General features: G+C 64.0%; 18 protein-coding genes and 3 pseudogenes. 9 read left to right on the top strand and 12 right to left on the bottom strand.

The features are described from left to right. Positions 1-29: 29 nt before the first annotated feature. The 7 genes from DIE06_RS32130 (at position 30) to DIE06_RS32100 (ending at position 9,549) form a co-directional block, all read left to right on the top strand. Positions 30-2,021 carry a hypothetical protein gene (locus DIE06_RS32130; protein ID WP_124664881.1) on the top strand — a complete coding sequence of 664 codons (1,992 nt, stop codon included), beginning with the start codon at positions 30-32 and terminating at the stop codon, positions 2,019-2,021. A gap of 220 nt (positions 2,022-2,241) precedes the next feature. Next, a complete protein-coding gene (locus DIE06_RS32125; protein WP_124664880.1) occupies positions 2,242-3,771 on the top strand; it encodes a ferritin-like domain-containing protein in 1,530 nt (509 codons plus the stop codon). Positions 3,772-3,780: 9 nt separating this feature from the next. After that, positions 3,781-5,217: a hypothetical protein gene (locus DIE06_RS32120; protein WP_124664879.1), complete on the top strand. Its 1,437-nt coding sequence runs from the start codon at positions 3,781-3,783 to the stop codon at positions 5,215-5,217. Then, entirely contained in the window at positions 5,207-6,070 is an 864-nt protein-coding gene (locus DIE06_RS32115; RefSeq protein ID WP_124664878.1) for a hypothetical protein, read from the top strand. Before DIE06_RS32120 ends, DIE06_RS32115 begins: the two co-directional genes overlap by 11 nt. Beyond that, positions 6,060-7,487: a radical SAM/SPASM domain-containing protein gene (locus DIE06_RS32110; RefSeq protein ID WP_124664877.1), complete on the top strand. Its 1,428-nt coding sequence runs from the start codon at positions 6,060-6,062 to the stop codon at positions 7,485-7,487. The genes DIE06_RS32115 and DIE06_RS32110 overlap by 11 nt, the downstream gene beginning before the upstream one ends. A gap of 14 nt (positions 7,488-7,501) precedes the next feature. Continuing rightward, complete coding sequence (locus DIE06_RS32105) at positions 7,502-9,028, top strand: NAD(P)/FAD-dependent oxidoreductase (RefSeq protein ID WP_260433843.1); 1,527 nt, start codon at positions 7,502-7,504, stop codon at positions 9,026-9,028. Further along, positions 9,025-9,549, top strand: coding sequence for a hypothetical protein (locus DIE06_RS32100; RefSeq protein WP_124664875.1), 525 nt, complete (start codon positions 9,025-9,027; stop codon positions 9,547-9,549). Before DIE06_RS32105 ends, DIE06_RS32100 begins: the two co-directional genes overlap by 4 nt. 541 nt (positions 9,550-10,090) lie before the next feature. Here DIE06_RS32100 and DIE06_RS32095 read toward each other — a convergent pair. Both DIE06_RS32095 and DIE06_RS32090 read right to left on the bottom strand, forming a co-directional pair. Then, complete coding sequence (locus DIE06_RS32095; RefSeq protein ID WP_124664874.1) at positions 10,091-11,479, bottom strand: HipA domain-containing protein; 1,389 nt, start codon at positions 11,477-11,479, stop codon at positions 10,091-10,093. Then, positions 11,476-11,811: a helix-turn-helix domain-containing protein gene (locus DIE06_RS32090; RefSeq protein WP_124664873.1), complete on the bottom strand. Its 336-nt coding sequence runs from the start codon at positions 11,809-11,811 to the stop codon at positions 11,476-11,478. The genes DIE06_RS32095 and DIE06_RS32090 overlap by 4 nt, the downstream gene beginning before the upstream one ends. Before the next feature lie 387 nt (positions 11,812-12,198). On the opposite strand from DIE06_RS32090, the pseudogene DIE06_RS39635 reads away from it, so the two are divergent. Next, a pseudogene (locus tag DIE06_RS39635) lies at positions 12,199-12,384 on the top strand (RNA polymerase sigma factor RpoD); the annotation flags it as partial. Between the two features lie 48 nt (positions 12,385-12,432). Here the strand turns inward: DIE06_RS39635 and DIE06_RS32085 are convergent. The 3 genes from DIE06_RS32085 to DIE06_RS32075 form a co-directional block, all read right to left on the bottom strand. Next, a complete protein-coding gene (locus DIE06_RS32085) occupies positions 12,433-13,473 on the bottom strand; it encodes a porin (RefSeq protein ID WP_185733523.1) in 1,041 nt (346 codons plus the stop codon). Positions 13,474-13,621: 148 nt separating this feature from the next. Then, the gene (locus DIE06_RS32080) at positions 13,622-14,593 is read right to left on the bottom strand and encodes an aliphatic sulfonate ABC transporter substrate-binding protein (protein ID WP_124664871.1); all 972 of its coding nucleotides are present in this window, start codon (positions 14,591-14,593) and stop codon (positions 13,622-13,624) included. A gap of 44 nt (positions 14,594-14,637) precedes the next feature. Then, a complete protein-coding gene (locus DIE06_RS32075; protein ID WP_124664870.1) occupies positions 14,638-15,960 on the bottom strand; it encodes an LLM class flavin-dependent oxidoreductase in 1,323 nt (440 codons plus the stop codon). Here DIE06_RS32075 and DIE06_RS32070 point away from each other — a divergent pair. Continuing rightward, positions 15,901-17,157 carry a LacI family DNA-binding transcriptional regulator gene (locus DIE06_RS32070; protein ID WP_260433838.1) on the top strand — a complete coding sequence of 419 codons (1,257 nt, stop codon included), beginning with the start codon at positions 15,901-15,903 and terminating at the stop codon, positions 17,155-17,157. The genes DIE06_RS32075 and DIE06_RS32070 overlap by 60 nt on opposite strands. Here DIE06_RS32070 and DIE06_RS32065 read toward each other — a convergent pair. The 7 genes and pseudogenes from DIE06_RS32065 to DIE06_RS32030 all read right to left on the bottom strand — a co-directional run. Next, positions 17,154-17,689, bottom strand: a pseudogene (locus DIE06_RS32065) (SDR family NAD(P)-dependent oxidoreductase); the annotation flags it as partial. The gene DIE06_RS32070 and the pseudogene DIE06_RS32065 sit on opposite strands and share 4 nt — an antisense overlap. A gap of 37 nt (positions 17,690-17,726) precedes the next feature. After that, positions 17,727-18,073 (bottom strand): annotated as a pseudogene (locus DIE06_RS32060) (DDE-type integrase/transposase/recombinase); the annotation flags it as partial. Positions 18,074-18,417: 344 nt separating this feature from the next. Further along, positions 18,418-19,566 (bottom strand): branched-chain amino acid ABC transporter substrate-binding protein, encoded by a 1,149-nt coding sequence (locus DIE06_RS32050; RefSeq protein WP_124664869.1) that lies wholly within the window; start codon positions 19,564-19,566, stop codon positions 18,418-18,420. Between the two features lie 390 nt (positions 19,567-19,956). Beyond that, a complete protein-coding gene (gene yddG, locus DIE06_RS32045) occupies positions 19,957-20,883 on the bottom strand; it encodes an aromatic amino acid DMT transporter YddG (RefSeq protein WP_124664868.1) in 927 nt (308 codons plus the stop codon). Positions 20,884-21,008: 125 nt separating this feature from the next. Further along, positions 21,009-22,511: an aldehyde dehydrogenase gene (locus tag DIE06_RS32040; protein ID WP_124664867.1), complete on the bottom strand. Its 1,503-nt coding sequence runs from the start codon at positions 22,509-22,511 to the stop codon at positions 21,009-21,011. Further along, positions 22,511-23,422, bottom strand: coding sequence for a dihydrodipicolinate synthase family protein (locus DIE06_RS32035; protein WP_124664866.1), 912 nt, complete (start codon positions 23,420-23,422; stop codon positions 22,511-22,513). The genes DIE06_RS32040 and DIE06_RS32035 overlap by 1 nt, the downstream gene beginning before the upstream one ends. 82 nt (positions 23,423-23,504) lie before the next feature. Continuing rightward, positions 23,505-24,836, bottom strand: coding sequence for an MFS transporter (locus tag DIE06_RS32030; RefSeq protein ID WP_124664865.1), 1,332 nt, complete (start codon positions 24,834-24,836; stop codon positions 23,505-23,507). Positions 24,837-24,893: the final 57 nt, after the last annotated feature.

Genomic DNA, 24,893 nt, shown 5'->3' with positions numbered 1-24,893 from the left:
AGGCCGCGCGTTTACGGGAGCAGGACACCATGGCAAGCAAGACCTATTCGATCTTCGGGTGCGGTGCCGCCGGTCTGTACACGGCCTGGCGACTGTTGAATGGCCGGACGCGAGCGGGAGGCGATCCGCATCGGCAGTTGCAGCAAGGCGACGTCCTGGAACTCTACGACTGGGGCAAGTACGATTTTTCGGAGGAGTTTCGGGGCACCCGCGCACCCGGCGCCCGGGTCTGCACCTGGCACTACCAGAACAATCCCAACCATTCGTACCTCGAGTTGGGCGGCATGCGCTATTCGCAATGGAACGGCAAAAACGACGGTAAAGCGCAGGGCCACCGGCTGGTCACGACGGTGATCGCCAAGCTCGGGCTCGACCGCTACGCCGTGCCTTTCAACGAATCGAGCAATCCCCTCTACTACCTGCGCGCCAGGAATCTCTATCAAAACGATATTTCTTCGCGCACTCCGGCGCCATACGCGGCCAACAACTTTGGTGCCGCGACCACGCCCGACCAGGGCTTCGCCGTCGTCGAAGCGTTGTCGGTCACAAGCACCAGTGGTCCGAGCACACGCAAGCAGTGGGACGCGTTTTATCAGCATGGCCGCATCACGGCCGAACTGCCGTCGAGCTCCATCTTCCAGAAAGGCGATTTGCTCAAGGACATCGGCTATTGGAACCTGATGTACGACCAGCTCGGCTCGGAAGGCTATCAGTATGCCTCGGACGGCAACGGATACTCGTCCAACGTGATCAACTGGAATGCCGCGGTCGCCTTCGAGGCGAACAACGAATTCACGCCGGGCAATCAGTACATGACGCTGACGACCGGCTACTCGGGCATGTTTCACGCATTGTTTGCGGCCATTGAGCAGTCGGCGACGCAGCGAGGCGTCACGCTTCAGTATTACCCGAACCAGCGGCTGCGTTCCATCCATGTCGAGAACGGCGTCGTCCATTACACGATCGCGAAGCGGGAAGATCCCTACCGGGAGGCTGCCCGTCAGACCACGGCGGCCGCCTGGCTGGCCATGCCGCGCGCGGCGCTCGAACAGGTTGCCCAGGGCTCCCGCTATGACGATCGGGGCGGACTGGACGTCCTGAACGACCAGAAGGTCAAGCTCTATCTCGAGTCGGCCATCATGCAGCCGTCTTACAAGGTCGGCATGTTCTTCGAGAAGGAATGGTGGTTGGACCCGGTTACACCCTATCCGCCCCAGATCAACGGCTATGAAGTAACGGATGCCGTGATCGCGTCGCTCCAGAAGCAGGACATTCCGCCGGTGCTCGTGCAGGCGATGTCCGGTTCGGACACGATCCTGAACGTCCAATTCGCGAGCGCCGACGAGCTGGTCAAGGCTGCGGAAGAAGCTGCCGGCGAGCGGATAACCGTCAAACAGGAAACGTTGCTGCTCGCCGTCGCAAAGCGCAACACCATGGGGCCGAGCGTGACCGACACGCCGATCCGCATGGTGGTCTACTTCGGCAATAACGCGGCTGACAAGGATACAAAGCCGGTCTACGGCCTGCTGGCTTCCTACGACGACGAAACCTTCACTACGTTTTGGCGCGAGTTGGAGCTCGGGCCGAACGAAGAGCGGCATGTGCCGACCGCCGACGATATCCAACCCCTGATCGGGCCGCGCAAGGTGCCCGACAGAATGGTCAAGATGTTGCGAAAGCAGCTGGCGGAATTGCACTTTGGGCCGAATTCTGACTTTGCGAACGTGCCCGAGCCGCTCGAGGCGGCCTATGTCGACTGGTCGCTGCCGCCGTTCCGTGCGGGCTACCATGCGTGGGCCGCGCACTACGACGTTGCCGACGTCCAGCAAAAAATACGCAAGCCGTCGCAGCTGATTGACGGCAAGGATGCGCCCATCTTTATCGTCGGGGAATGCTACTCAAACGATCAGGCTTGGGTGGAAGGCGCCTATTGCACGGCGGAATCGGTGCTCAACGATTTCTTCGACATCGAGCCGTTGATTGATGATTCGGAATACCCGTTCATCTGCCAGCCACGCTGATTGTTCGGCGCATGCGGTCGCAGTTGAACGTGGCGCGGATCTCCAGGAGAGCTGGAGCCGGGAAAAGCGAGCGGGACGGGCGGTGACGCGCCCGCTCGAACGACCGCGCGGCCAGTCGAAAGACGGTTGGCGCGCATCAATACCGAAAGACCAGCCATTCCCTGTCGTTCTGCACGACCCTCTTTTTCAGACGTAGTTAATAAGGAAATAAGGAGCGGCAATGCAATCTCTCAGACTGTGGCGGCATCTCGCGCCCGGCGGTTCATCCCTGAAGGGGCTTGCGCTTGGCGAGCCGGTCGCCGAAGACACTTCCATCGAGCCTCTGCTCAAGCATGAACTGTCGACGCGCGACTACGTCACCTATCTGCTGTCCATCGACGCGGAAATCGAGCATTGCCTGATGGTGCAGTATCTGTACGCCGGCTATTCGCTGGGCGGGCCGCAGGTGCCGGAGGCGTTTCGCGACACGGTCCGCAGTTGGCAGGAAACCATCCTCGGCATCGCCAAAGAGGAGATGGGTCACCTGATCACGGTGCAGAACGTGCTGCGTCTGATCGGCTCGCCCTTGCATTTCGAGCGTGACGATTACCCGTGGGATACGCCGTTCTATCCGTTCCCTTTCATGCTCGAACCGCTGACGCTGGATTCGCTCGCGAAATACGTCTATACGGAGGCGCCGCTCGATTGGGACGGCGGCGAGCTGGGCAAGGATATCCGCCGGCGCGTCGGCGAGCAGGCATCCAGGCCTCATAAGGTCGCCGAGCTGTTTCATACGCTTATTCCGCTCGTCAGGGACCATCTGCCCGATGACGTCTTCCAGGCCGACACCTACCGCTGCCAGGCGGATTTCGCCGAATGGGGACGCGGGTACAAGGGCGGCCACAGGGGCAGCGGCGGCGGTCGCGCTCTAGGCGGAACGCCGGACGTGCTCGTGATGCCCGCCACCTCGCGCGACGACGCGGTGAACGCGCTGGATAAAATCTCCAAGCAAGGGGAGGCGCCCCACGGCAAGGATCCGTCGCATTTCGTGCGCTTTTTGCGGATCTATGTCGAGATGCTTGCGGTCCTCGAAGGCGAGCTGTGCGGCGTCGACATCTGGCTTGCCGCACGCCCCGACGACTTTCTCGAAGAAGCCTGGACGGAAGCCTATCCGGCAGCGGCGGCCGAGCTGCACGCGGCGAAGGTAGACGACATTTGGCGGCCTTCGCGGCCCGTCGCGGTGAATCCCTACGTGTCGCTCGACCCCGAGCTCGAGCCGGAGCAGGGCGGCGCACCCGTGACGCCCATCACCGAGCCGGTGACCCAGCTGTGGGCGTCGCTGTTCAACCTGCGCTACCGCATGCTGCTGCAGTACCTAATCCATAGCTTCACGCTCTACGGGGGGCTCAATGCGGCCGGGCAGTTCACGCCGCGCGGCACGATCGTCAATGCGGCGTTCGGCGAGATGTATAACCTGCGCGCGCTCTCGGAGATCCTGATGCAGTCGCGCGTGTCGATTGAGCCGGACGCGTCGCTCGCGGGGCCGCCGTTCCAGATGCCCTATACGCTCAACAGCCCGTTCGGTGAGGCAAACCGCTGGCGCGGGCACCTCGATCTGCTCGCGGCTTCGGAGAACCTCGTGGCGGCCTTGCTGGCCAAGACCGATGCCGCGCGCCATCCGTATTTGCTCAGTCTGCGTGAAGCCGACAGGAACCTGGCCGCCGTCGCCAGGCGCATCCTGTCCGGCGACGTCGACCTGGCGCTACTCTAGGAGCCGCACATGCCGATACTGGAACTCCGGATTTTGCCGCCCATCGCGGTCGGCAGGCTGGGCGCTGCGGCGACGCCGCTGGAAGCGTTCGACCTCGTCGTCGATCCCGACAACCCGCTCGACTTTCGACGCATCGTGCCGTGCACCACGCTGGAGGTGGATCCCGAAAGCGGCGAGATCGTGAAGGCCTATGTGCCCGACACGATTCGCTTCAAGGACGAGAACAAGAAGGTGCGGCCTGTCGCGCCTTTCCTTGAAGTGTTTGCGCGCACGAGCGAGGCACCCCATACGCTGCAGCCGCTCACGCTGAAATTGCTCGCGGCGGAACAACTCGATCTCGACGCCCTGCATTGGGATATCCATCTGGGCAACATCAAGATCTACCGCCGCACCAACGACGCGAATGACAAGATCCACGCGAACCTGACCGGCCTCAAGGATCACAAGCGGCACGCGATGCAAGGCCATTGCGAGCACTTTCGCCCGGGGCGGTATCTCCCGCTCGGCCACGTCCAGTTCGTCAAGCCAACGGCGCAGTTCCCCGAGATCCGCCTGCGCTACACCCCTGCCGCTGGTATCGTGTACGGCACGCGGCTGGTGCGCCGCACCTCGGACAAGGAACGCGAAGACGAGCTGAAGCTCGATCCCGTCATCGATCGCGACGATCTCCTGCTCTACGCCGAGACGCCGGGCAAGTGGCTCGGCTTCAGGGAGGCGGGCGGCCCCACGAAGGAGCATCCCGCGCCGACCAACCCCGCGCAGATTTTTGCCGGATACGCCGACAAGGATGGCAATCAAGTCAGCTGGGGCTATCTCGACGACGAATGCGATGGCTACGTGCAAGTCGTGCTGACGAGGAGAGACGGCTCCACGCTGCGAGCGCACGGCTATATCGGCGCCGGGCCGCCGGCCTATGCGCCCGATACCATGCCGGTGCGCGTGGTGTCTGACGAGATGGAGCAGATTCTCCACGGTATCCACGTCCCGGAAGAGAGCGTATCGATCGACGAAGCCACGGAGATCGTCCTGCGTGCGCTCGAAACGATCCGCCTCATGAACACCGCCGTCATGAACGGCAACCCGGTCAACGGGAGGCTCAACGTCGCGAGCACGATGGTGCGGCAGAACACGGCCGACTTCGAGCGCTATTACGAGCCGATCGCCGCCGAATCGATCGTCGACAATCTCGCGCTGCGTGCGTTGCACGAGCGCGTGTTCAGCACGCTGGCGGCGGGTGGCGCGCCGTGGTTCGCCAAGCTGCTGCGCCAGCCCGAGGACATCGGCGACCTGACCGCCGAGGGCTTGCGCAAGATGCCGGCCCTGATGCGCGGGGCGGATGGCCGTAGCCTGACGCTCACGCGCCGCCACATCAACCTGGTGATCAAGGCGGCGCGAGATGCAATGTTCGGACAACCTGATCCGAAGGGAGACAAGCATGTCGGCTAACGATCCGAACGTTCCGAAAGACCTCGAGCAGCCCCGCAACGGGGAGATCCGCGCGTCCAACCTGACCGCGCAGATTCACCATCGCGGCGTGGGCAACCCGGCCTCGATGCTGCCGCGCACGGCGATTTCGAATTGCTTCCCGGGCCTGGAGTTCGATTTCCGCAATCTCTGGCGGCGCGCATTCGTCGGCATCACGCTGGTCGAGAACAACAACTACGTCGTCGATGCGGAGCCGGGCTACGAGCATCTCAAGTCGCGCCGCCTGCTGAGCTTCGACGGCCACAAGGTCGGCACGATGGTCCTCACGAAAGGGCCGGTGCTGCCTGACGGAGATCCTGTCACGCTGGCGAGCAAGCCCAATCCCCATGCGGTGTCGTTCATGGAGTGGTCGAACTCCATCGCCCGCATCGTGCATTTGCAGGGCCAGTCGGTCGAATGCGAATTCACGGCTCACGAGAACGCCCTGGAAGAGGTGTACTACCACCAAGGCAAAACCGAGACGCTGAAGGCGACGCTGACGCTGAGGCGCTTTTTCGAGGGCGACACCGCGAGCTTCAACCGCGAGATGCTGAAGCCGGGCGAGCTGACGCAAGGGCTCTGCGCGCCCTGGCAGAACGACTATCGCGAATGCGCGTGCTACTACTGGGCCGCGTCGCGGCCCGACTTCGTCAATGTCGAGCCGGGCGACGACGGGCTGGCGCGCGGCGACATGTGGCTCTCCAAGCGCCGCACGGGCACGTACGTGCCGGACAATCGCGTCGACACGCGGCTGTGGTCCTACGACGATCTGTTCCGGTCCTGGCAGGAAGATCTTCAGTTCGTGATCCGAGGCAAGGATGCCGATGAAACCTGAACCTGCCGTCGAGCCGCGCGCGGCGGCACGGCTCGCGCCGCTGGCCTCGGCGATGGCGGCGCGCATCGTCGAGGCGTCGCGCCCGCGGCATCCCGGGATCCACGTGGTCGCGGATGCGGAGGGCGCGCAACTGTTGCTCGTGAACGGAAGCCGCCTGTTTCATGTGCCGCACGATCTGCATGACGCGTTTCAGGCGGCGCTCGAGGACGGGGATGCGCAGGCCGTCGCCTCGCTGGTCGCGAGCCGCGGGCTCGACATGCGTCCGGCGATCGACGACGAGCCCTTGACCGAGATGCCGGTGCACGCGTTGTCGCTTGCCGTCGCGCAGAAATGCAATCTCGGCTGCACCTATTGCTACGCCCAGCAAGGGGAATTTGGCGGCAAGGCGAAGAACATGCCGCTCGAAACCGCGCTTACGGCAGTCGACCTGCTGATCGAGCAGGCGAGCGAGGGCGGCAAGATCAATCTCGCATTCATGGGCGGTGAGCCGCTCGCCAATCGCGCGGTGCTGCGCGCGGCGACTTTCCACGCGCGGGAGCGCGCCGATGCCCGCGGAATCCGATGCCAGTTTTCAGTGACGACGAACGGCAGTCTGCTGCAGGAAGACGACGGGGCGTTCTTCGAAGAGCACGGCTTCGCTGTCACCGTCAGCCTCGACGGCCCCGCGCCCGTGCATGACCGCTTGCGTCCGTTCAAGGGCGGCATGGGCTCGTTCGATCACATCGTCGAGCGCGTGACGCCGTTGCTTGCGCGCCAGCGGCGCATGCAGGTCTCGGCGCGCGTGACCGTCACGCCGTTCAATCTCGACTTGCCGAGCACGCTCGATACTTTCGTCGACATGGGGTTCCACAGCGTCGGCTTCTCGCCGCTGCTGCGCGCTTCGAACGGCCGCGCAGAAATGGGCCCGGACGATATGGCAGACATGCTGCAAGGGATGATCGCCTGCGGGCTCGCGTTCGAGCAAAAGGTCATGCGCGGCGAGCGCTACCCGTTCTCGAACATGCAGAACGCGCTGCGCGAAATCCAGCGCGGCACGCATCGGCCGTATCCGTGCGGCGCAGGGGCGGGGTATTTCGGCGTCTCCGCCGATGGCGAGCTGGCGGCCTGTCACCGCTTCGTCGGCGACGAGGCCGGCGTCATGGGCCATCTCTCCACGGGCGTCGATCAGGCGCGCCAGACGATTTGGCTCGCCGAGCGTCACGTGCACAAGCAACAGCCCTGCAATGCATGCTGGGCGCGCTATCTTTGCGGCGGCGGATGCCATCACGAGGTCCTCGAGCGCGGACGCAGCGCCTGCGATTACATCCGCGGCTGGCTGCACTATGCAATCGGCGCGCACGGCAGGCTCGCGCGCTATGCGCCGGCCTGGTTTGCCGGTTCGCCTGGCGCGTCGTCTAGTGGTGCGGGAACGGCGTGAATTGCACGTTCGACATGCTCGTGGCCGGCGCCGGTCCCGCTGGCCTGTGCGTGGCGCTTCGCTTGAACCATCTCGGGCATCGCGTGCTGCTCGTCGAGCGAAGCCCGCTATGGCCTCGTCCGCAGATCGGGGAAGCGCTGACGCCGGGTGTCAGAAACATCATCGGCTACCTCGACGCGGACGAGGTGCTCGAATCCGTTCCCATCCTCGCAGGCAAGCCCACGAGCGTACGTTGGACGAGCGAATCGATCGAGACGGTGGCGCACGACGGCGCCGTCGTGGAGCGTGCCGCATTCGATGCGGCGCTGCTGCGCTTGGCCGTGGCGCGCGGCGTGGAGGTGCTGCGGCCGGCGAGCCTCGCGCAAGTCGACGGAGCGCCCGGTGCCTGGCGTGTGCAGATCGCTACGCCCGACGGGCTGCGGAACGTCGAGGCGCAGGTGCTGCTCGATGCCCAGGGCCGGCAGAGCCGGCGCGAGCCGCAGCGCTTGCACGCGCGTCGGCTGTCCACGGTATGGGCCGAAGCCACGATGGAAACGCGGGCTGTGCATGCCGATGCCGCCACGCGCGTGGAAGCGCTCGATGACGGATGGATGTGGGGCGCTGCGCTGCCGGGCGGCCGTTACCGCGTCATGTTCACGTTCGATCCGTCCGCGCGCGACGACGCGCTTGAACGCGAGCCGGAGTCTGTCTTGCGCAACGCCTGCACGCGAAGCGCGTTGTTCAAGGACATGGCAGGTTTGCCTTGGTGCGATTCGCCGCGCATGTGCGTATCGACGCCTTACGTCGACGCGCTCTCCTGGCAGGATGGACGCATCAAGCTCGGCGACGCGGCCTTCGCGCTCGACCCGATCTCGTCCTCGGGCGTCGAGAAGGCGATGCGCTTCTCGCTCCAGGCCGCTATCGCGCTCAACACGTGGTGCCGGGCAAGCGATGCCTCGGAGCGCGACCTGGCGCAGCGCTTTTACGAATCGCGCCTGATCGAAAGCGCGGCGCGTCACCTCGCATGGACCGCCGGCTACTACCGTCAGGCATGGTGCGCCGAATCGCCTTTCTGGCGCCTGCGCTCGACTCCCGCATTGACGTCCGATACGGTTGCGACGTCCTCGCTCGGCGACGAAACCGCGGCGCGCGTAGACCTCATGACGCACGCGCTGCAAGACGAATTGGCGCGCGTGCCATCGAACCAGCCCCAGCCCAGCGAGCCCGCGCCTCCGTTGCCCTTGCACAGTCCGATCCGCTTCGCCCGCAATACCGGCATTGTCGTGGTGCCTTGCGCGACCGGCGACCGCGTCACCGCGCATCCCGCCTTGCAGCATCCGAGTCTTGATCGACCCGTCGCGTTCTGGAATGGCGTGGCGCTGTTTCCGATCCTCGATATGCTGACGCGGGCAACGCATCCGCTCGAGCTGATTGCGTTTCTCGGCAGATCGATGGAAGCGGCCAGGGCGCAACAGCTGCTCGAATGGCTGTGGAGCAAGCAAATGGTCGAGCCCGCTGTCTTCGGCGCGGGAATACCTAGGCGCCACAGGAACATTCGATGAGCAACGAACAAGCCGTTTACCAACGCATAGGGGAGTTTACCGTCTCATTCCAATGGATTGAGAACAAGCTTCGGGAGATTGGATGGTTCATCCTCGATCCAGACCGCCTGAAATGGCCACCTCCCGATCTGAGAAACCTTACCAATGAAAAGCTCGTTGACCGCGTTCACGAACTCTTCTTGCAGGCGCTACCAAAGTGCGAACTGCCTCAGGCACTAGAAGCCGATTTCAAAGACTCCTTTTCATCTTCCGTCGAACGACTGCATCAACTCAGAAGGGACCGAAACCGCATACTTCACTCCGCGTACATCGAGCTCAAGGCGGGCGGAGAGGTCCAAGGGATTCTTCGCTCTGGCGCGAGGTTTCAGGTCGATGAAGAAACGGGCGAGCCACTTTTTGATCAAGAGCTACTAACCGACAAGTCGTTCACTTCCGAAATGAAGGCTATGGCCGAGTTGGCACTGTTTCTCAATCGAGCCTATATGCAACTCATTCACCGGTATCCGAACGGTGGCGCCTAACCCTTCCATCGAGAGGATCAGTCCCGGCAGCAACAGCGCGAACGACCGCTCGGCGCTGCTTTCCAACGGTTGCATCCCCGAGTTTCCAGCGGCCGAGCATATTGCCGAGCTCAGTGTTCACGACGGGCGAAACCCACGACGGTTGAGGGTGCTTGTGTAGATTTCAACGGCTGCGCTCACCAGCATTTGCCCGAAATCTGACATGGGCGTCCCCGGCCACTTGGGAGATGGCCGGTTGCGCTGTCGTGCGCGTGGCGCATCGAACCCCCTGCGGGGTTTCGCCCCTGTCGGGCTTCCATTGTTCCCTCGCTCCGCTCGGCTGACGCCTCCGGCCAGGCTTTCAGCTTCGGGCCTGCGCGCTTCGCTTGCCGTGCGGTCGGCGGTGGAAGGGGCCGTTGCCGCCGGCCCATTGGCCGCATGGTTGCGGGTCAGCGCGGCCCGCGTGTGGGGGAAGCGGTTCATGCCGCAGGTTTGCGCGGTCTTGACCGACCCACAGTGTCTCGGGGACGGTGTCTGTTCGGCTTGCTGATGCCGGGCACCATCATTCGAAGAGTCCGGGGTCGACCCGCGGCACCTCCCGCGCGAGCACAAGCAGTCGATTCGCCTGCGCACTGACGAAATCAGACACCTGGTGCACGACGTCGCGCTCGCCGCCCACGTAGACCTCAGAGGCCGCCAGCTCGGGCGCGAGCCGCAGGATGCCGCGAGCCATGACGCCTATCTCGCGAGCGAGCTGCGTGGGACGCGTGCCCGTACGGCGCGCAAAGTCCGCAAGCGCGTAGGGCGTGACCTCTTCAGGCAGGAAGGCATCGCCATAGGCCATCGCCATGTCGCGCTCGACGTGCTCGCCATAAGCGTTGACGGACACGAGGTCGTACATCGGTGCCGGTACGAGTCCGGCGGGCCGCACGTGCATCGAGAGGTTCTTACCGTGGGCGTCGCTATTGCCGAGCAGCAGCTGGAGGATGGACCAGCGCAGCAGATAGGGCCGCGCACTCGCCGGCGTCACCATCTTGTCGAGCAGCGTAAAGAGGCGCTCAAAGCTCACCCCCTCGCGGATGTTCCGCACATCCGCGCCCGCACCCAGGTTGCGCTCATACTTGAAGGTCGACGGCAGGTCCAAGGCCTGACAGGCGTCGATGACGTGCGTTCTCAGCACGTGCTTCGCACGGCCCGGGGCATCGGTATCCCATTGCACGATGCGGTCAAACCGCTCAATGAGCAGGATGGGCTCCGGCAGGCGACGAATCGACACAGGCGCAACAGGCAACTGCAGGCGCGCGAGCACATTCAGGCGTGCGGCCAGGGTCATGCAGAAGTGCTCGTTGGCCACCATGTACGGCATGTGCGGATTCCGGCTTTCGGGCTTTAGCAGATGCGTCGAGCTGAGCGAGCCGTCGGCAAGCGCGAGTTGCTCGCCCTCGACGAGGACCTGCAGCTTGTCCTGGTAGCCGGCCAAGGACAGGCGCACTTTGCCGTCCCAGACCGGAAACGGAATCGCATCGCGCTCACGGATACGGTGCCCTAGCTCTTCATTGGTGATGGGCCGACGCATCGGCTCGCCCATCTGCTCGTGGGCGATACGCGCCGCCTCATCAGGCGTCGCGTCCATTGCGAGGAAACTGAACGCTCCGACCGGCTCTTTACCCAGCAGGCGGACCAGTGCAAAGATGTTGTTCTTCGAGACCTGGTTGACGATCGACACGATGTCGAGCGCGCGGCCTTCGGGCAGCAGGTTTTCCAGAAAGCGCTGGACGGAACCGGGGCTATCCGGCGCGCGGTCGAGCGGGAGGGCGGGCGAAAGATAGTACGCCGCGGGATTGTTCTGCCACGCCGGGGCATACCCGAAGCCGTAGCGGTCCTCACGCGACTCGAAATTGAGAACCCCGACCGCGTCACCGTGCGTCGAAACGTGCAGAACGTGGTTCATACGTCGGTCTCCTTGTCTCCACGCGATGCCTCGGATGTCCGACCTCCGTGCACCATCGGCAGCGCGGGTTGCAGACGAATCGCTTCCTCCTTGGTAGTGACCAGCAGGGTGAGCCCGAGTCCGGAAAGCACGCGCAGCAGCCGATCGACTCCGACCGGCCCGCCGTTCTCCAGCCGCGAAAACACGTTCGACGCTACGCCGCACGCGTGCGCGGCGTCGTCGATGCGAAGCGATAGCTCCAGCCGGCGGCTGCGGACCAGTTCGCCCAAGGCCTTGAGGTCCTGAATTTGAGGGCCCGGTCGCGGTCCGGGCGCCGAGAGGGTACGCGCCATAGTTTCTCGATTCGGGAATTATCCGGTCATACTCAGGCAATTATATGGTAATTTCCCGTTAGAGAAACAATAACCCAATCTGGGTCAATCGGTCAATAAATTCTCTATCGAGAAATTATCCTGCTGGGTTTAACCGGCTGATTGGGCGGCACGAATCGGGGTCCCATGTATTTCGGTGCACTTTACCGGTATAGCCCACTCTAGCTGCGACAACGGTTAGCGGCCCCCAGAATTATTAATATACAAATCAAGGGCTTGCGGATTGCCCGGTTGTCGGCGTGCCGCGGAGAGCGGCAAGCGCGTGATTGATTCGCGAATGGCGCAGCCAGCGCCAGCGGACGGTCTGTCGCCGCCGCTGCCACCGCAGGCGGTCAACACGACGGCCGCCGAAATACTGAAATCGAGGTCGCGAAACGGATCGAAGATGGTCTGCAGGACATGATTTAAGCGATTGCCGCGTGTCCGTCGATCGTGTCCACGATTCTTGCCGATGTCGACCGCATCGTTGCCGGCGAACTCTGCATCGACGAACTGGTCGATGGCATCAGTGTCGACGCCAAGAAGAAGACTCTCAGTGGCGGCCATTCAGCAGCAATGCAAGTTTTGGCGATCGCTCTTTCATCAGAACGAGGTTCGCATCCCCGCCGTCACCGCCCACGGATCGAAGCCAGGCGTGACCTTCGCGGCGGTACTGCTGAGCAGCGCAAAACCTTGCGTCGAATGGCTGTTGTTCAGAATCGTTGTCGCGAAGCCGTATAGTTGCGTGCGTTTCGACAGGTAGTACACGTAGCCCACGTCGCATGCAATTGCGCGCGCATCGCCGTTCTCGATCCGTCGCGACACACCGACATTGACGTCACCGAGCCCGATTCGCATGCGCGCGTTGAGCAGCGCGGCGGACGCGAACCATCCGCTACCGTCGGTTCGCTTCGAATACACATAGTTTCCGCCGATGACCATGCGGCCGAAGTCGTATGCGGCGGTCAGTACCTGCGTGAGCTGCGACGATGCATCGGGCGCGCTCGTACTCGTGTAATACTGGTAGCGGTTGAAGCCGTACCCGACGAGCAATCCGTTCTTCGCATGCTGAACATTCGCGCCGACATTGCGGCCACTCAGGGTCTGCCCCAGAGGGTCCTGTGCGCCGAACGAATAACCGATTTCGCTCGACCAGGCGCCAAGCGTATCCGGCGTCCGGTAGCGGATGGCATTCCGGTAGAACCCGCCGGTGCCACTCGAGCCGAGCGTCGTCGTATGCTCGAGCGACATGATCGCGGCCGGATTGGCGAGCCCGTATGTGCCGACGTCGGACGCGAGAAACACCCAGTAGATCGGAAGATAGAGGTACCCGGCGTCGACGCTGCCGAACGGCCCCGACAGTCCGACCGACGCGCCACGGTTGAATTCCGTCGTGCCGCCCCCTACGCCCGTGTAAGTGTTGAAGCCTGTCTCGAGCCGGAAATTCGCACGATAGCCGCCGCCAAGATCTTCCTTGCCGAGCAATCCAAAGCGCGAGGCCTGCAGATTGCCACTCGCAGCGGACGCGGTAGCGACGGTCGTGCTATCGAAGCGCCCGTATTGCAGTGCTGCATCGACGATGCCGTACATCACCAGCGTCGACTGCGCGTGCGCGGCGTGGCCGGCGCAGGCGAGCGTGACCATACCGGCGGTGCGCAGTCCGGTTCTCAGTCGCGGCGTGAAACGGAGGCGCCAGCGCAATGCGGCGGCGCTGCGAACAGGGCAGATGGTGACAGTACGGGAAGCGAGTCGGGTCATGACAGCGGCTCTGCGAGGCGAGTGGAGTATGGAGTCAGCGGGTGAAGGAAACAGGGTGTGCGATGTCGGCGACCTGGATCGCGCGCGGAATCACGTTTGCGCGCCGGAACGTGTCGGCGACGCGTTGCTGGGCGCCGAGCACGCTCGAATTGATTGGCAGCAACCCGAACGCGGAGCGCGCGAGGTAGCGCTCGACGACCGGTTGCGGCACGCCGATCTCGCGTGCGATCAGCTGTGCGGCCTCGGTGCGGTGACTCGTAACCCATGCATCGCTGCGTGCGACCGCGGACAGGACGTCCGACAGCACCTCGGGATGGGTTTTCGCGAAATCCGGCGAGCCGAGGAAAAAGCTGTATGGCTGTACGATGCCCGTCGCATAGTCGGCGATTGTGCGTACACCGAGCGTCTGCTGAACCACCGCCAGATACGGATCCCAGATTGCCCACGCGTCGACCTTGCCGCCCTCGAAGGCCGCGCGCGCATCGGCGGGCGACAGGAACGCGGGCTTGATGTCCGCATAGGTCAGTCCGGCTTTTTCGAGCGCGGCGACGATCAGGTAGTTCGAGCTCGACCGGCGTGCGAACGCAACAGTGCGCCCTTTCAGGTCGGTGACCGTCTTCACCGGCGAGCCGTCGAGCACGATGATCGCTTCGTTGTGCGGGCCGGCAGGTTTCGCGGCGAGGTAGACGATCCTGCTGCCTGCGGCTTGCGCGAAGATCGGCGGCGGCGACCCCGTATAGCCGAGGTCGATCGAACCGGCATTCATCGCCTCGAGCAGCGGCGGGCCAGCCGGAAACTCGGTCCACGCGATGTCGAAGCCGCGCGCGACCAGCGGCTTGTCTAGCGTGCGTTGCGCTTTCAGGAGTGTGAGGGGCGAGCCCTTCTGATAGCCGATGCGCAGCGTGCGGCCACCATCCGCACGCGCGACACCGGAGAGCGGCGCGACGAGGGCGGCCACGACTGTGGCGCCTGCAGTGTGGAGAAACGAACGACGAGTGAAGGTCATGAGCGGGGGTTTCCTGGTCAAAATGATTCGTCGATGCAAGCGCGTCACATACGCACGGGGCGCCGCAGTCCGAGGTGCTCGCGCAACGTGCGGCCGCTATATGCAGTGCGAAACAACCCGCGACGCTGCAATTCCGGAACGACAAGTGCACAGAACGCATCGAGGCCGTCCGGCAATTCGGCGGGCATCACGTTGAAGCCATCCGCGGCTTCGCTTTCGAACCACGCCTGCATCAAGTCTGCGACGGTCGCTGCGCTGCCGACCACGGTGATATGTCCGCGCCCTGCCGCGATGCGCAGGTAAAGCTCGCGAATCGTCAGGCGTTCGTCGCCAGCGATTGCGGTAAGCAGCGCCTGGCGACTGCGCTGGCCGCTGTCAGTGACCGGCAAGTCGGGTAGGGGGCCGTCGACGGGATAGCCGGACAGGTCGAAGTTGCCCAGCATACGCGCGAGCATCGCGACGCCCGCGACGGGATCGACGAGGGCTTGCAGCGCGTCGAAGCGTTCGCGCGCCTCGTCGTCGGTACGCGCGACGACGACCGACAGACCCGGCATGATCTTCAGATCGCCCGGCGCGCGGCCCGCAGCAGCAGCCCGCGCCTTCATGTCGCGGTAGAACGCCCGCGCGGCATCCAGCCGCGCGTGTGCAGTGAACACCACGTCGGCCGTCTGCGCGGCGAGGTCGCGCCCCGCATCCGACGCGCCCGCCTGCACGACGACGGGCCATCCCTGCACCGGACGCGGCACGTTGAGCGGCCCCGCCACGGAGAAATGCGGGCCGTGGTGATTGAGCACGCGCAGCGTCGACGCGTCGTAATACGCGCCGCTCGCCTTGTCGCGCACGAAGCTGTCGTCGGCCCAGCTATCCCATAGGCCCGTCACGACCCGATGGAACTCCCGGGCGCGCGCATAGCGCTCGTCGTGACCGACGTGTTCGGCACGGCCGAAATTGCGGGCTTCGGCCGCGTTGTCGGACGTCACGAGATTCCAGCCGGCCCGACCGCCGCTGATGTGGTCGAGCGACGCGAACTTGCGCGCGATGTGATACGGCTCGTTGTAGGTCGTCGTCGCCGTCGCGATCAGGCCGATACGTTCCGTGACCGCAGCGAGCGCGGGCAGCAGCGTCAGCGGATCGAGGCGGTCCGAGCGGGCCGAGCGCGCTGCGCCGTCGCCCACGTTCGCGGCGACGCTGTCCGCGACGAAGACCGCATCGAAGCAAGCACGTTCGGCCGTGTTCGCCAGCGCGGCATAGGCACGAAAATCCGTGCCGGCGTCGGCCTGCACGTCCGGATGCCGCCACGCAGCTGCATGGTGTCCGGTTTCCATCAGAAAGGCCCCGAGGTGCATGAGGCGGGAAGCTGTCGTCATCCGATATCCTGTCGCGAAAGCGGCGCTGCCCCACCGGGCAGCACATCGATTCGTGCTGGCGGCCCCGTTATGGTTAGCGCTAACATTAGCAGGCAGTTTCCCGTGGCGAATTTGTCGCGTCAAATAACGAAATCAGCGGAACATATGTCCGATTCGACTAAAAGCGATGCCCGGTCACGCCGGACATCGGGGCGCTTGACACTACGTGACGTAGCCGAGCATATTGGCGTGTCGCAGATCAGCGTGTCGCGCTATTTCCAGGATCCGATGCGGCTATCCGAGCCGTTGCGCGAACGGATCGCCGGCGCGGTCGCCGAACTCGGCTACGTTCCGAATCTCGTCGCCGGCGGGCTCGCGTCGGCACGCAGTCGTGTCATCGGCATGGTCATTCCGAACATTTCGGGACCGATCTTCGCGAACACGATCCAGAGCTTCAGTGACGAAGTCACCGCGCACGGTTATCAATTGCTGCTCGCGTCGAGCTATTTCTCGACGGATCTCGAGGAGCATGCGGTGCGCGGGCTGCTCGGCTGGTCGCCTGCGGCACTCGTGCTGACTTCGCATTTCCATTCGCTTGGTACCGAGGCGTTGATCGCGCAAACGCAGGTCCCGGTGATCGAGACATGGGATTTCCAGCCGCAGCGCAAGCCATTGCAGATCGGCTTCGTCCATCAGGAGGCGGGAAGCCTCGCGGCGCGCCATTTGATCGAGCGCGGCTACCGACGCATCGCGTTCGTGCCGAACAGTGTCGCGGGCGATACGAGCGCGCTGGAGCGGGGCGATGGCTACGCCGCGGTAATGCGCGAGCATGGCCGGAAACCGATCGTGTTTTCGCCAAAGGAGGTCTCGCCGACGCACGCCGGGCGCGAGGCGCTGCTCGCGCTCGTGTCGGGACGCGCCCCGGTCGATGCGATTGTTTTCGCGAACGACAATCTCGCCTTCGGCGCACTGCTTGCGGCGCCGCGTGCCGGCATCCGCGTGCCGCAGCAATGCGCGATCGTCGGTTTCGGCGACTATCCATTGGCGGATATGCTAACGCCGAGCCTGACTACCGTGCGGCCGCCCGCACGCGAAATGGGCGAACTGGCCGCTGCACGGATTTTCACGCTACTGGGTGACGACCCGCCGTCGATCGCAACGCTGCGTCGCCGGCAGAAACCCCTGGCCTGCGAGGTCGTCGTACGTGAAAGCAGCTAGGCCGTTTTTTTATGCAAGCCGAAGGTTTTCCTCAGGCTCGCATCGACGGGGCCGCCCGGCATGAAGCGCCGCAATTTGCTCAGGAGGGAGGCTTCACCGCTCGGCGTGCGACGCATGCGCCACGCGCCGAGCGCTGCTTCGACAAGCGTGCTGGCCACGCCATCGGGCTCGGGCGCGCCTTTGATCTTTGATGCTGTTGACAACAGCGCGCGACGCAAGCGCACGCTCGCGATCATAGTCGGCGACTTTCACGCTCGCCTGCGGCGCATTGACGTCCAGGTTCGTCCGCGTATAGGACGGTTCGACCAGCGTGACGCGGATGCCGAACTGGCACCTCGTGGTCCAGCGTTTCGGTCAGCCCCTCCACGGCATGCTTGGATGCCGAATAGAGCCCCATGTAGGGAGCCGGCAAGAAGCCGAGCACCGAACTGATATTGACGATCCTTCTGCGGCGCCGTGCCCGCATGTGCGGAAGGACCGCCTGTATCGTGCGCAGGATGCTGAATACATTGGTGGCGAACAGTGTCGTCGATCTCCGCGACCGAGCGTACGGCGGGCCAGCGCCTGCTCGTTTCAGCCAGTGCGTTATCGTAGCTGTCGCCACGGCTGCCAACGGACGATTCGATACCCGCTTGGGCCAAACGTTCGCTATACCGAATGCCGACGTATTGGGCCTCTCCATCGGAGTGGTGTATCAAAGTCCCGTCGTCGCCCGGCTGGCGAGAGTACAACGCCTGCTCAAGTGCATCCAGAGCGAAGTCCGTGGTCATCGATGAACTGGCGCGCCAGCCACCGATGCGACGGGCGAACACGTCAATCACGAATGCCGCGTGCAGCCAGCCCTGCCACGCCAATACATGGCGAGATCCGACACCCACCTTCGATTTGGCCGCTCAGCCTTGAACCGCCGATCGACCCATCGAGCCTGACGCGTTGGCGTAAGCGCCCGGGCGAAGCGGGCGTTGAAGAATTGCTGGCCGAGACGATCGAAGCCGCAGCGCGGGATTCTGATATCGGCACTGGAATTGAATGGTGAAATTGCCCGGTGTCAACCTTCCGGAACACGGCCGGATGAACATCCACAAGTATGCCCTGCTCGCATTTGCGCGGTGCCTCTCGCGCGGTCGATCGCGGATGGCAGGGCGGAACTGCAGCCATCGTCGCGTACCGACGTAACCGCCGTCAGAGGACGCTCATCAGTCAATGGCTGCGGTCACGTTCATCGGCAGACGCCCGGCTCAACCATAACCGCTTAGTGAGTCATTCTGCGCTGATAGTCGTCACAGGTTTCCACTTGGCGCCTTTCACCTGATAGAGCGTCGACGTCGGGTGTTTCAGGTCACCGTACGAATCGAATTCAATCTTCCCCGTGATGCCGTCGTACTGAATAGTTCGCAACGCAGGCATGAATACCTCCGTTTTTGCGGAATTCACCTGTTTCATCGCGTTGATAGCCACCCACGCACAGTCATAGGCGAATGGCGCGTAAGTCAATGTATCCGCACCAAATCTCTTTTTGAATTTTTCCGCAAACGCTTTGCCTTGGGGAAGGGACTCGACAGGCCGTCCATACTCCCACGCCATTGCGCCCTCTGCGGCACTGCCCGCAACTCCGAGGAAGATGCTGTCGGCAATGCCACCACTTCCTACGAACTGCGTCCGCATGCCGAGTTGTCTCATCCGCTTGGTCAGGAGCGCCGCCTGGTTATCAAGGCCGGCAAAGTACAGAAGATCTGCGTTCGCCGCCTTGATGTTAGTGAGCTGCGCGTTGAATTCGACGGCCTTGTCGTTGGTGTATTCCGATGCAACGATATGGCCGCCGGCCGCGATGACTGCTTTCTTGAATTCTTCCACGGCTCCCTGGCCAAATGCCGTGCGGTCGTCCATCACTGCAATGCGCTGCGCCTTGGTGACCGTTACTGCGTACTTTCCTGCATTGCCGGAGTTCTGTGCGTCGGTGGCGATGATACGAAAGACGTTCTTCAGCCCTTGCTTGGTTATGGCTGGGTTCGTGGCAGCCGGGTCTATCAACGGAATGCCCGCCTTGGCAAATATCGGCGAGGAGGGCAACGCAACTCCGGAGTTGTAGTAGCCCACCACGGCGACCACTCCGTCGTCGACGAGTTTCTGGGCTACTTGCACACCAATGCGCGGGTCGCCCTGATCATCGACGGAGTCCAGCTCGAAGCGCACCTCCTGCCCGCCCAGCTTTGTATGCTGAGCATTGGCTTCTTCGATGGCGAGGCGAACACCATTCTCGATGTCCTTTCCGTTGGCAGCTCCGGCGCCGGTCAGCGGGGCTGACACGCCGATCTTCACGACCTGCTGCGCAATCGATTGGCTGCTTGCAAACAACATGGCGACGGCAGTCAGGCCGGTGGCAAAGCATTTTCTAGAGGGGTTAAGCATCACTACACTCCAGGATGTGACAAGAATCGGCGCGAGAGATCAAACACGCCCTGACAAAGCGATTCGACTGGTTACGTTTGGAGCATCCTGCAGCCTGACAGCCTGCCCGAAAGTGCGATGTTCTCGCTCAAAGCAGTGACAGGAGACCTGGCATTGCAGCGTAGCAAGCCAAATTGACCCCTCAAGCTACATTTTCTGCGCACATTCCCATACCTTTGGTAATGCGAGGCGCGTTGTGTAGTGTTCGCAAATTGGAATCCGAAGGGAGGGGACCCGCGACACCATTATTGGCGCGGTTTGCGGCCACAATGACCTGGATAGCTGGGCGTCAAAAGCCTCCGACCCCTGATCGTCGAGGCTGCCTTCCTAGGGAATGTCCTATGGATGCCTTTACGGGCACTGCTCCGCCTGTGCCGACGCGGCGGCGCGCGGCGCCCGCTTGCGCGTCGCGAGCCAGCACAGTACCGAGCCGCCGCACACGCAGAACGCACCGGTCCAGAAGGTTGGCGACAGCGACGCATCCAGCAGCAGCGCGGCGAGGCCGGCCGAGATGACCGGAATGAAGTACGATACGCCGGCGAGGATCGCGACGTTGCCGCGCATGATGCCGATGTTCCACGCCGAATAGCCGAAGCCCATCGCCCCCGATGCGAGCACGAAGCAGGCGAGCGCATTGAAGCTGAACACGATCGTGTGCTTGCCGTCGAGCAGGTATTTGATCCACAGCGACAGCGCGACGAGGATGAAGAACAGCGTGATGCCGTTCTTGCCCTTCGCGATCTTGATCGTGACCGTGCAATAGGCGGCCCAGATCAGCGAGCCGGCGAACGCAAGCCCGTAGCTGAGCGGGTTGTCGACGACATTGGCCACCATGCCGGCCGTGTCGAAACCGTGCTCGCCGCCGAGCACCCAGCCGACGCCGGCCATCGCGAGGATCACGCCCGGCACGATCAGCAGGTTCGCGCGCTGCCGGAGAAAGAGGATCGCGAACACCATCGTGAAGGTCGGCCACAGGTAATTGACCATGCCGACCTCGATCGCCTGGCGCGCGGTGTGCGCGTTGCCGATCGACAGCGACAGGCACCATTCGTATGCGACGAACAGCACGCTGCCCCACAGCAGGTAGCGGCGAGGGAAATCGCCGAGCCGTGGCAGCCCGGTCGTCACGAGCAGCAGCGCCGCCGCCCCCGTGTAGATCATTGCGGCACCGCCGGTTGCACCGAAGCTGTCGCTGACACCGCGAATCAGCCCTACTACCGAACTCCATAAAACGATTGCGACGAATCCGATCAGCGTCGCCCTGTTCCTGCTGTTCATGCCTGTTTCCTGCCAATACCGGGTGAATACGTTGCGCCGGGCCGATTGCCCGGCAGATGCGACAAACCGGCCGCGATCGCGCGTGGCGATCGCGGCCGGCATGCGGGTGCTGCGTGTCGATGAGATTATGCGGCGCGGGTCGGGACGTCGATCCAGATGGTCTTGATCTCGGTGTACTGGTCGTGTGCCCAGATCGACTTGTCGCGGCCGCCGAAGCCGGAAGCCTTGTAGCCGCCGAACGGGGTCGTGATGTCGCCTTCGCCGAAACAGTTTACCGTCACCACGCCGGCCTGTATCGACCGCGACAGGTGAATCGCGTCGTTCAGGTTGCTGGTGTAGACCGATGCCGCGAGGCCGTAGACCGAATCGTTCGCGAGCGCGATCGCCTCGTCGGTGTCCGTGAAGGTCGTGACGGCCAGCACCGGCCCGAACACTTCCTCCTGGAACAACGTGTGGTCACGGCTCACGCCGTCCACCACGGTCGGCTCGACGAAGATGCCGTTTTCGGTCGAGCCGCCGAACACCACGTCGAGCTTGTCCGAGCCGGCCTGGTCGAGGAACGAGCGGACCTTGTCGAAGTGCGCCTTGCTGATCAGCGAGCCGACGCGGTGCGCCGGATCGAGCGGGTCGCCCATCTTCCATTCGCGCATCTGCACGCCGATGCGCTCGAGCAGCGCCGATTTGATGTCGGCGTGCACGATCAGGCGCGACGACGCCGAGCAGTTCTCGCCCATGTTCCAGAACGCGCCGTTCACCACATGCTGCGCGACCGCGTCGAGATCCGCGACGTCGCGCATCACGACCGCCGGGTTCTTGCCGCCGCATTCGAGCACGATCCGCTTCAGGTTCGATTCCGCCGCGTAGTGCAGGAAGCGCCGGCCGGTCGCGGTCGAGCCGGTGAAGCTGACCATCGCGACGTCCGGGTGGCGGCCCAGCGGCTCGCCGACGTCCTTGCCGCCGCCCGGCACCACGTTGAACACGCCGGCCGGCACGCCGGCTTCATGTGCGAGTTCGGCCACACGCAGAGCGGTCAGCGTGGTTTCCGTCGCTGGCTTCACGACGATCGAGCAGCCCGCCGCGAGCGACGGGCCGATCTTCCACGCCAGCATCAGCAGTGGGAAGTTCCACGGCAGCACGAGGCCGACCACGCCGATCGGCTCGCGCACCACCAGCGCGAGCGCGTTCGAGCCGACCGGCGCGGTGTTGTCGTAGATCTTGTCGATCAGCTCGGCGTGCCAACGGATCGTGTGGATCGTCTCCGGCACGTCGATGTTCTGGCATTCGCGGATCGGCTTGCCGCTGTCGAGGCTCTCCATCGTCGCCAGTTCGTGCGCGTGCTGTTCGAGCAGGTCGGCGAACTTCAGCAGGATGTGCTTGCGCTGCGACGGCGGCAGCTGCCGCCAGCGGCCGTCGGCGAAGGCGGCCTTCGCGCGTGCCACCGCATCGTCCACGTCGGTGGCGTCGCACGCGGCGACATGCGCGAGCACCTGATTGGTGGCCGGATTGACCGTCGCGAAGGTCTTGCCGGAGTTGGCGGGGCGGAACGCCCCGTCGACGAAGGCCTGCGTCGGCAGCTTCAGTTCGGCCGCGAGGGCCGCGTATTGCGACGCGCTGAGCAGTTCCGCCATCAGGCCTGGCCTCCGACGACCGCCGCGATCTCGCGCTTCACGTCGGCGACGATCTGCCTGAGGGTCGCCTTGTTCGCTTCGTCGAGCGGCTGCAGCGGCGCGCGCACGCCGCCGCTGCGCAGGCCGGCGAGTTCGCTGCCGTACTTGATCGACTGCACGAACTTGCCCGCATCCTCGAGGAAATCCATCAGCGGCATCATCGCCGACATGATGCGGCGGCCCTTGCGGAAGTCGTTCTCGACCACGCACGCCTGGTGCAGCGCGACGTGTTCCGCCGGCAGGAAGTTCGAGCCCGCGCAGACCCAGCTGCTCGCGCCCCACGCGAAGAATTCGAGCGCCTGGTCGTCCCAGCCGCACGACACGCTGATGTTCGGGAATTCGCGCGCGAGCATGTGCAGCTGGGCGGTGCTGCCCGAGCTTTCCTTGATCGCGACGAAGTTCTTCGACGCGGCGGTAACCGTGCGGAAGAACTCGCGGCCCATCGACACACCCATGCGCGCCGGGTAGTTGTAGAGCATCACCGGCAGGTCGGCGGCGCGGTCCACCGCGATCGCATGCGCGGCGTTTTCCTGCTCGGTCGGCAGCGCGTACGGCGGCGAGCCGACCAGGATAGCATCGGCCTTGATGTCCTTCGCCGACTTCGCGTATTCGATCGAATCCTCGGTGCGGATCGCGCCGGTGCCGATCACGAGCGGCACGCGCGTGCCGATCACCTGCTTCGCGTACGTGCCGAGCTCGATGCGCTCCTGCATCGTGTGCGCATAGTACTCGCCGGTCGAGCCGCCGATGATGATGCCGTGCACGCCGGCGCCGATCAGGTATTCGAGGACCTCGGCGAACGCCGCCTTGTCGATGCCGCCTTCGGCGGTCAGGGGCGTGATGGCCGGCGTGTAGATGCCGTTGAACTGCATGGTGTGCTCCCGCTGGAATGAAAGTAAGCGTTGCGTGGGTAATGCCGACGCCGCGACGGGCGTGGCGTGCGTGAAATGCGTGTCAATGACTGAGCGAGGCGGCTTCCTGCAGCGACAGCGATGCCGTTTCGGGTGCGAGCGCGACCGAGGCCAGCAGGCCGACGAACGACACGGCCGCCGCCGCGTACATCGTGTTGCCGATGCCGATGTTCTGCAGCGCGATCGGGACGAGCCACGTGCCGACCGCCGCGCCGATGCGCGACAGCGACGCGCCCATGCCGACCGCGAACGCGCGGATGTCGGTCGGGAAGATTTCGTTCGGATAGACGAGCTGCAGCACCTGCGCGCCGCCGATCAGCAATGCGTATGCGCCGAACAGCACGAGGATCAGCGGGGCAGAGCCGTTCGAGCAAGCGCCGAGCGCCAGCAGCGCGAGCGCCGACCACAGGAAACTGTGGATCACGAGCGCGCGGCGGCCGAGCGTGTTGATCACGCGCGTGGCGAGCGCGCAGCCGACCACGAACAGCAGCGTGATGGCGACCGAACCGTATGCTTCCCAGTCGCCTTCGAGGTGCAGCGCCTGCAGCACGCGCGGCGCGAACGAGTAGACCGCGAACACCGGGATCACCGAGCAGGTCCAGAACAGCACCACGAACAGCATGCGCTTGCCATAGCCCGAGTGCAGCAGCGCGCCGAGCGAGATCTTCCGGTCGACCGGCTCTTCCGGCAGGTTGCGGATCGAGAACGACGGCCCGTACACCTTGCGGATCACCGCGTCGGCTTCCGCCTTGCGGCCCTTGTTGAGCAGCCAGCGCGGCGATTCCGGCGTGCCGATGCGCACCAGGAACAGCGCGACGCCGATCACGGCCGGGCTCGCCAGCACCCAGCGCCACGCGTCGGGGCCGCCTTGCGCGAGCAGGACGTTGCCGACGATGTACGCGAGCGCCGCGCCGAAGAACCAGATGATCGTCAGCAGCGCGAGGCGCGGGCCGCGGTACTTGCGCGGCATGAATTCGGTCAGCAGCGAGCCGGCTACCGGGTACTCGATGCCGACGCCAATGCCGGTGATGAAGCGCAGCACGAACAGCGCCTCGCCCGATTGCACCCAGAACTGCGCGATCGAACAGACGATGAATATCACGGGGCCGAAGAAGTAGGGCCGGCGGCGGCCCATCAGGTCGGTCAGCCAGCCGCCGAGGAAGCCGCCGACGAAGATGCCGAGCAACGCCGACGCGGCGATCATGCCTTCCCAGAAGCTGGTCAGGTGCAGCGCGGCCGAGAACTGCACCATGGCCACGCCGATGATGCTCAGCACGTAGCCGTCCATGAGCCAGCCGCCGCCCGAGCGCACGGTGAGCAGCTGGTGAAATCCGTTGAGGGGTACGTCTTCGATGGATACCGTCGTTTTTGCCATAGTGTATTGTCTCCTTCCTTCCTGATGAATGGGGCGATCTCCGTGGGGCGCGCGGTA

Origin of the sequence: Burkholderia sp. Bp8998, from assembly GCF_003854235.1 — a bacterium.
Taxonomy (GTDB): Bacteria; Pseudomonadota; Gammaproteobacteria; order Burkholderiales; family Burkholderiaceae; genus Burkholderia.
This window is presented reverse-complemented; position numbering and strand designations above follow the sequence as displayed.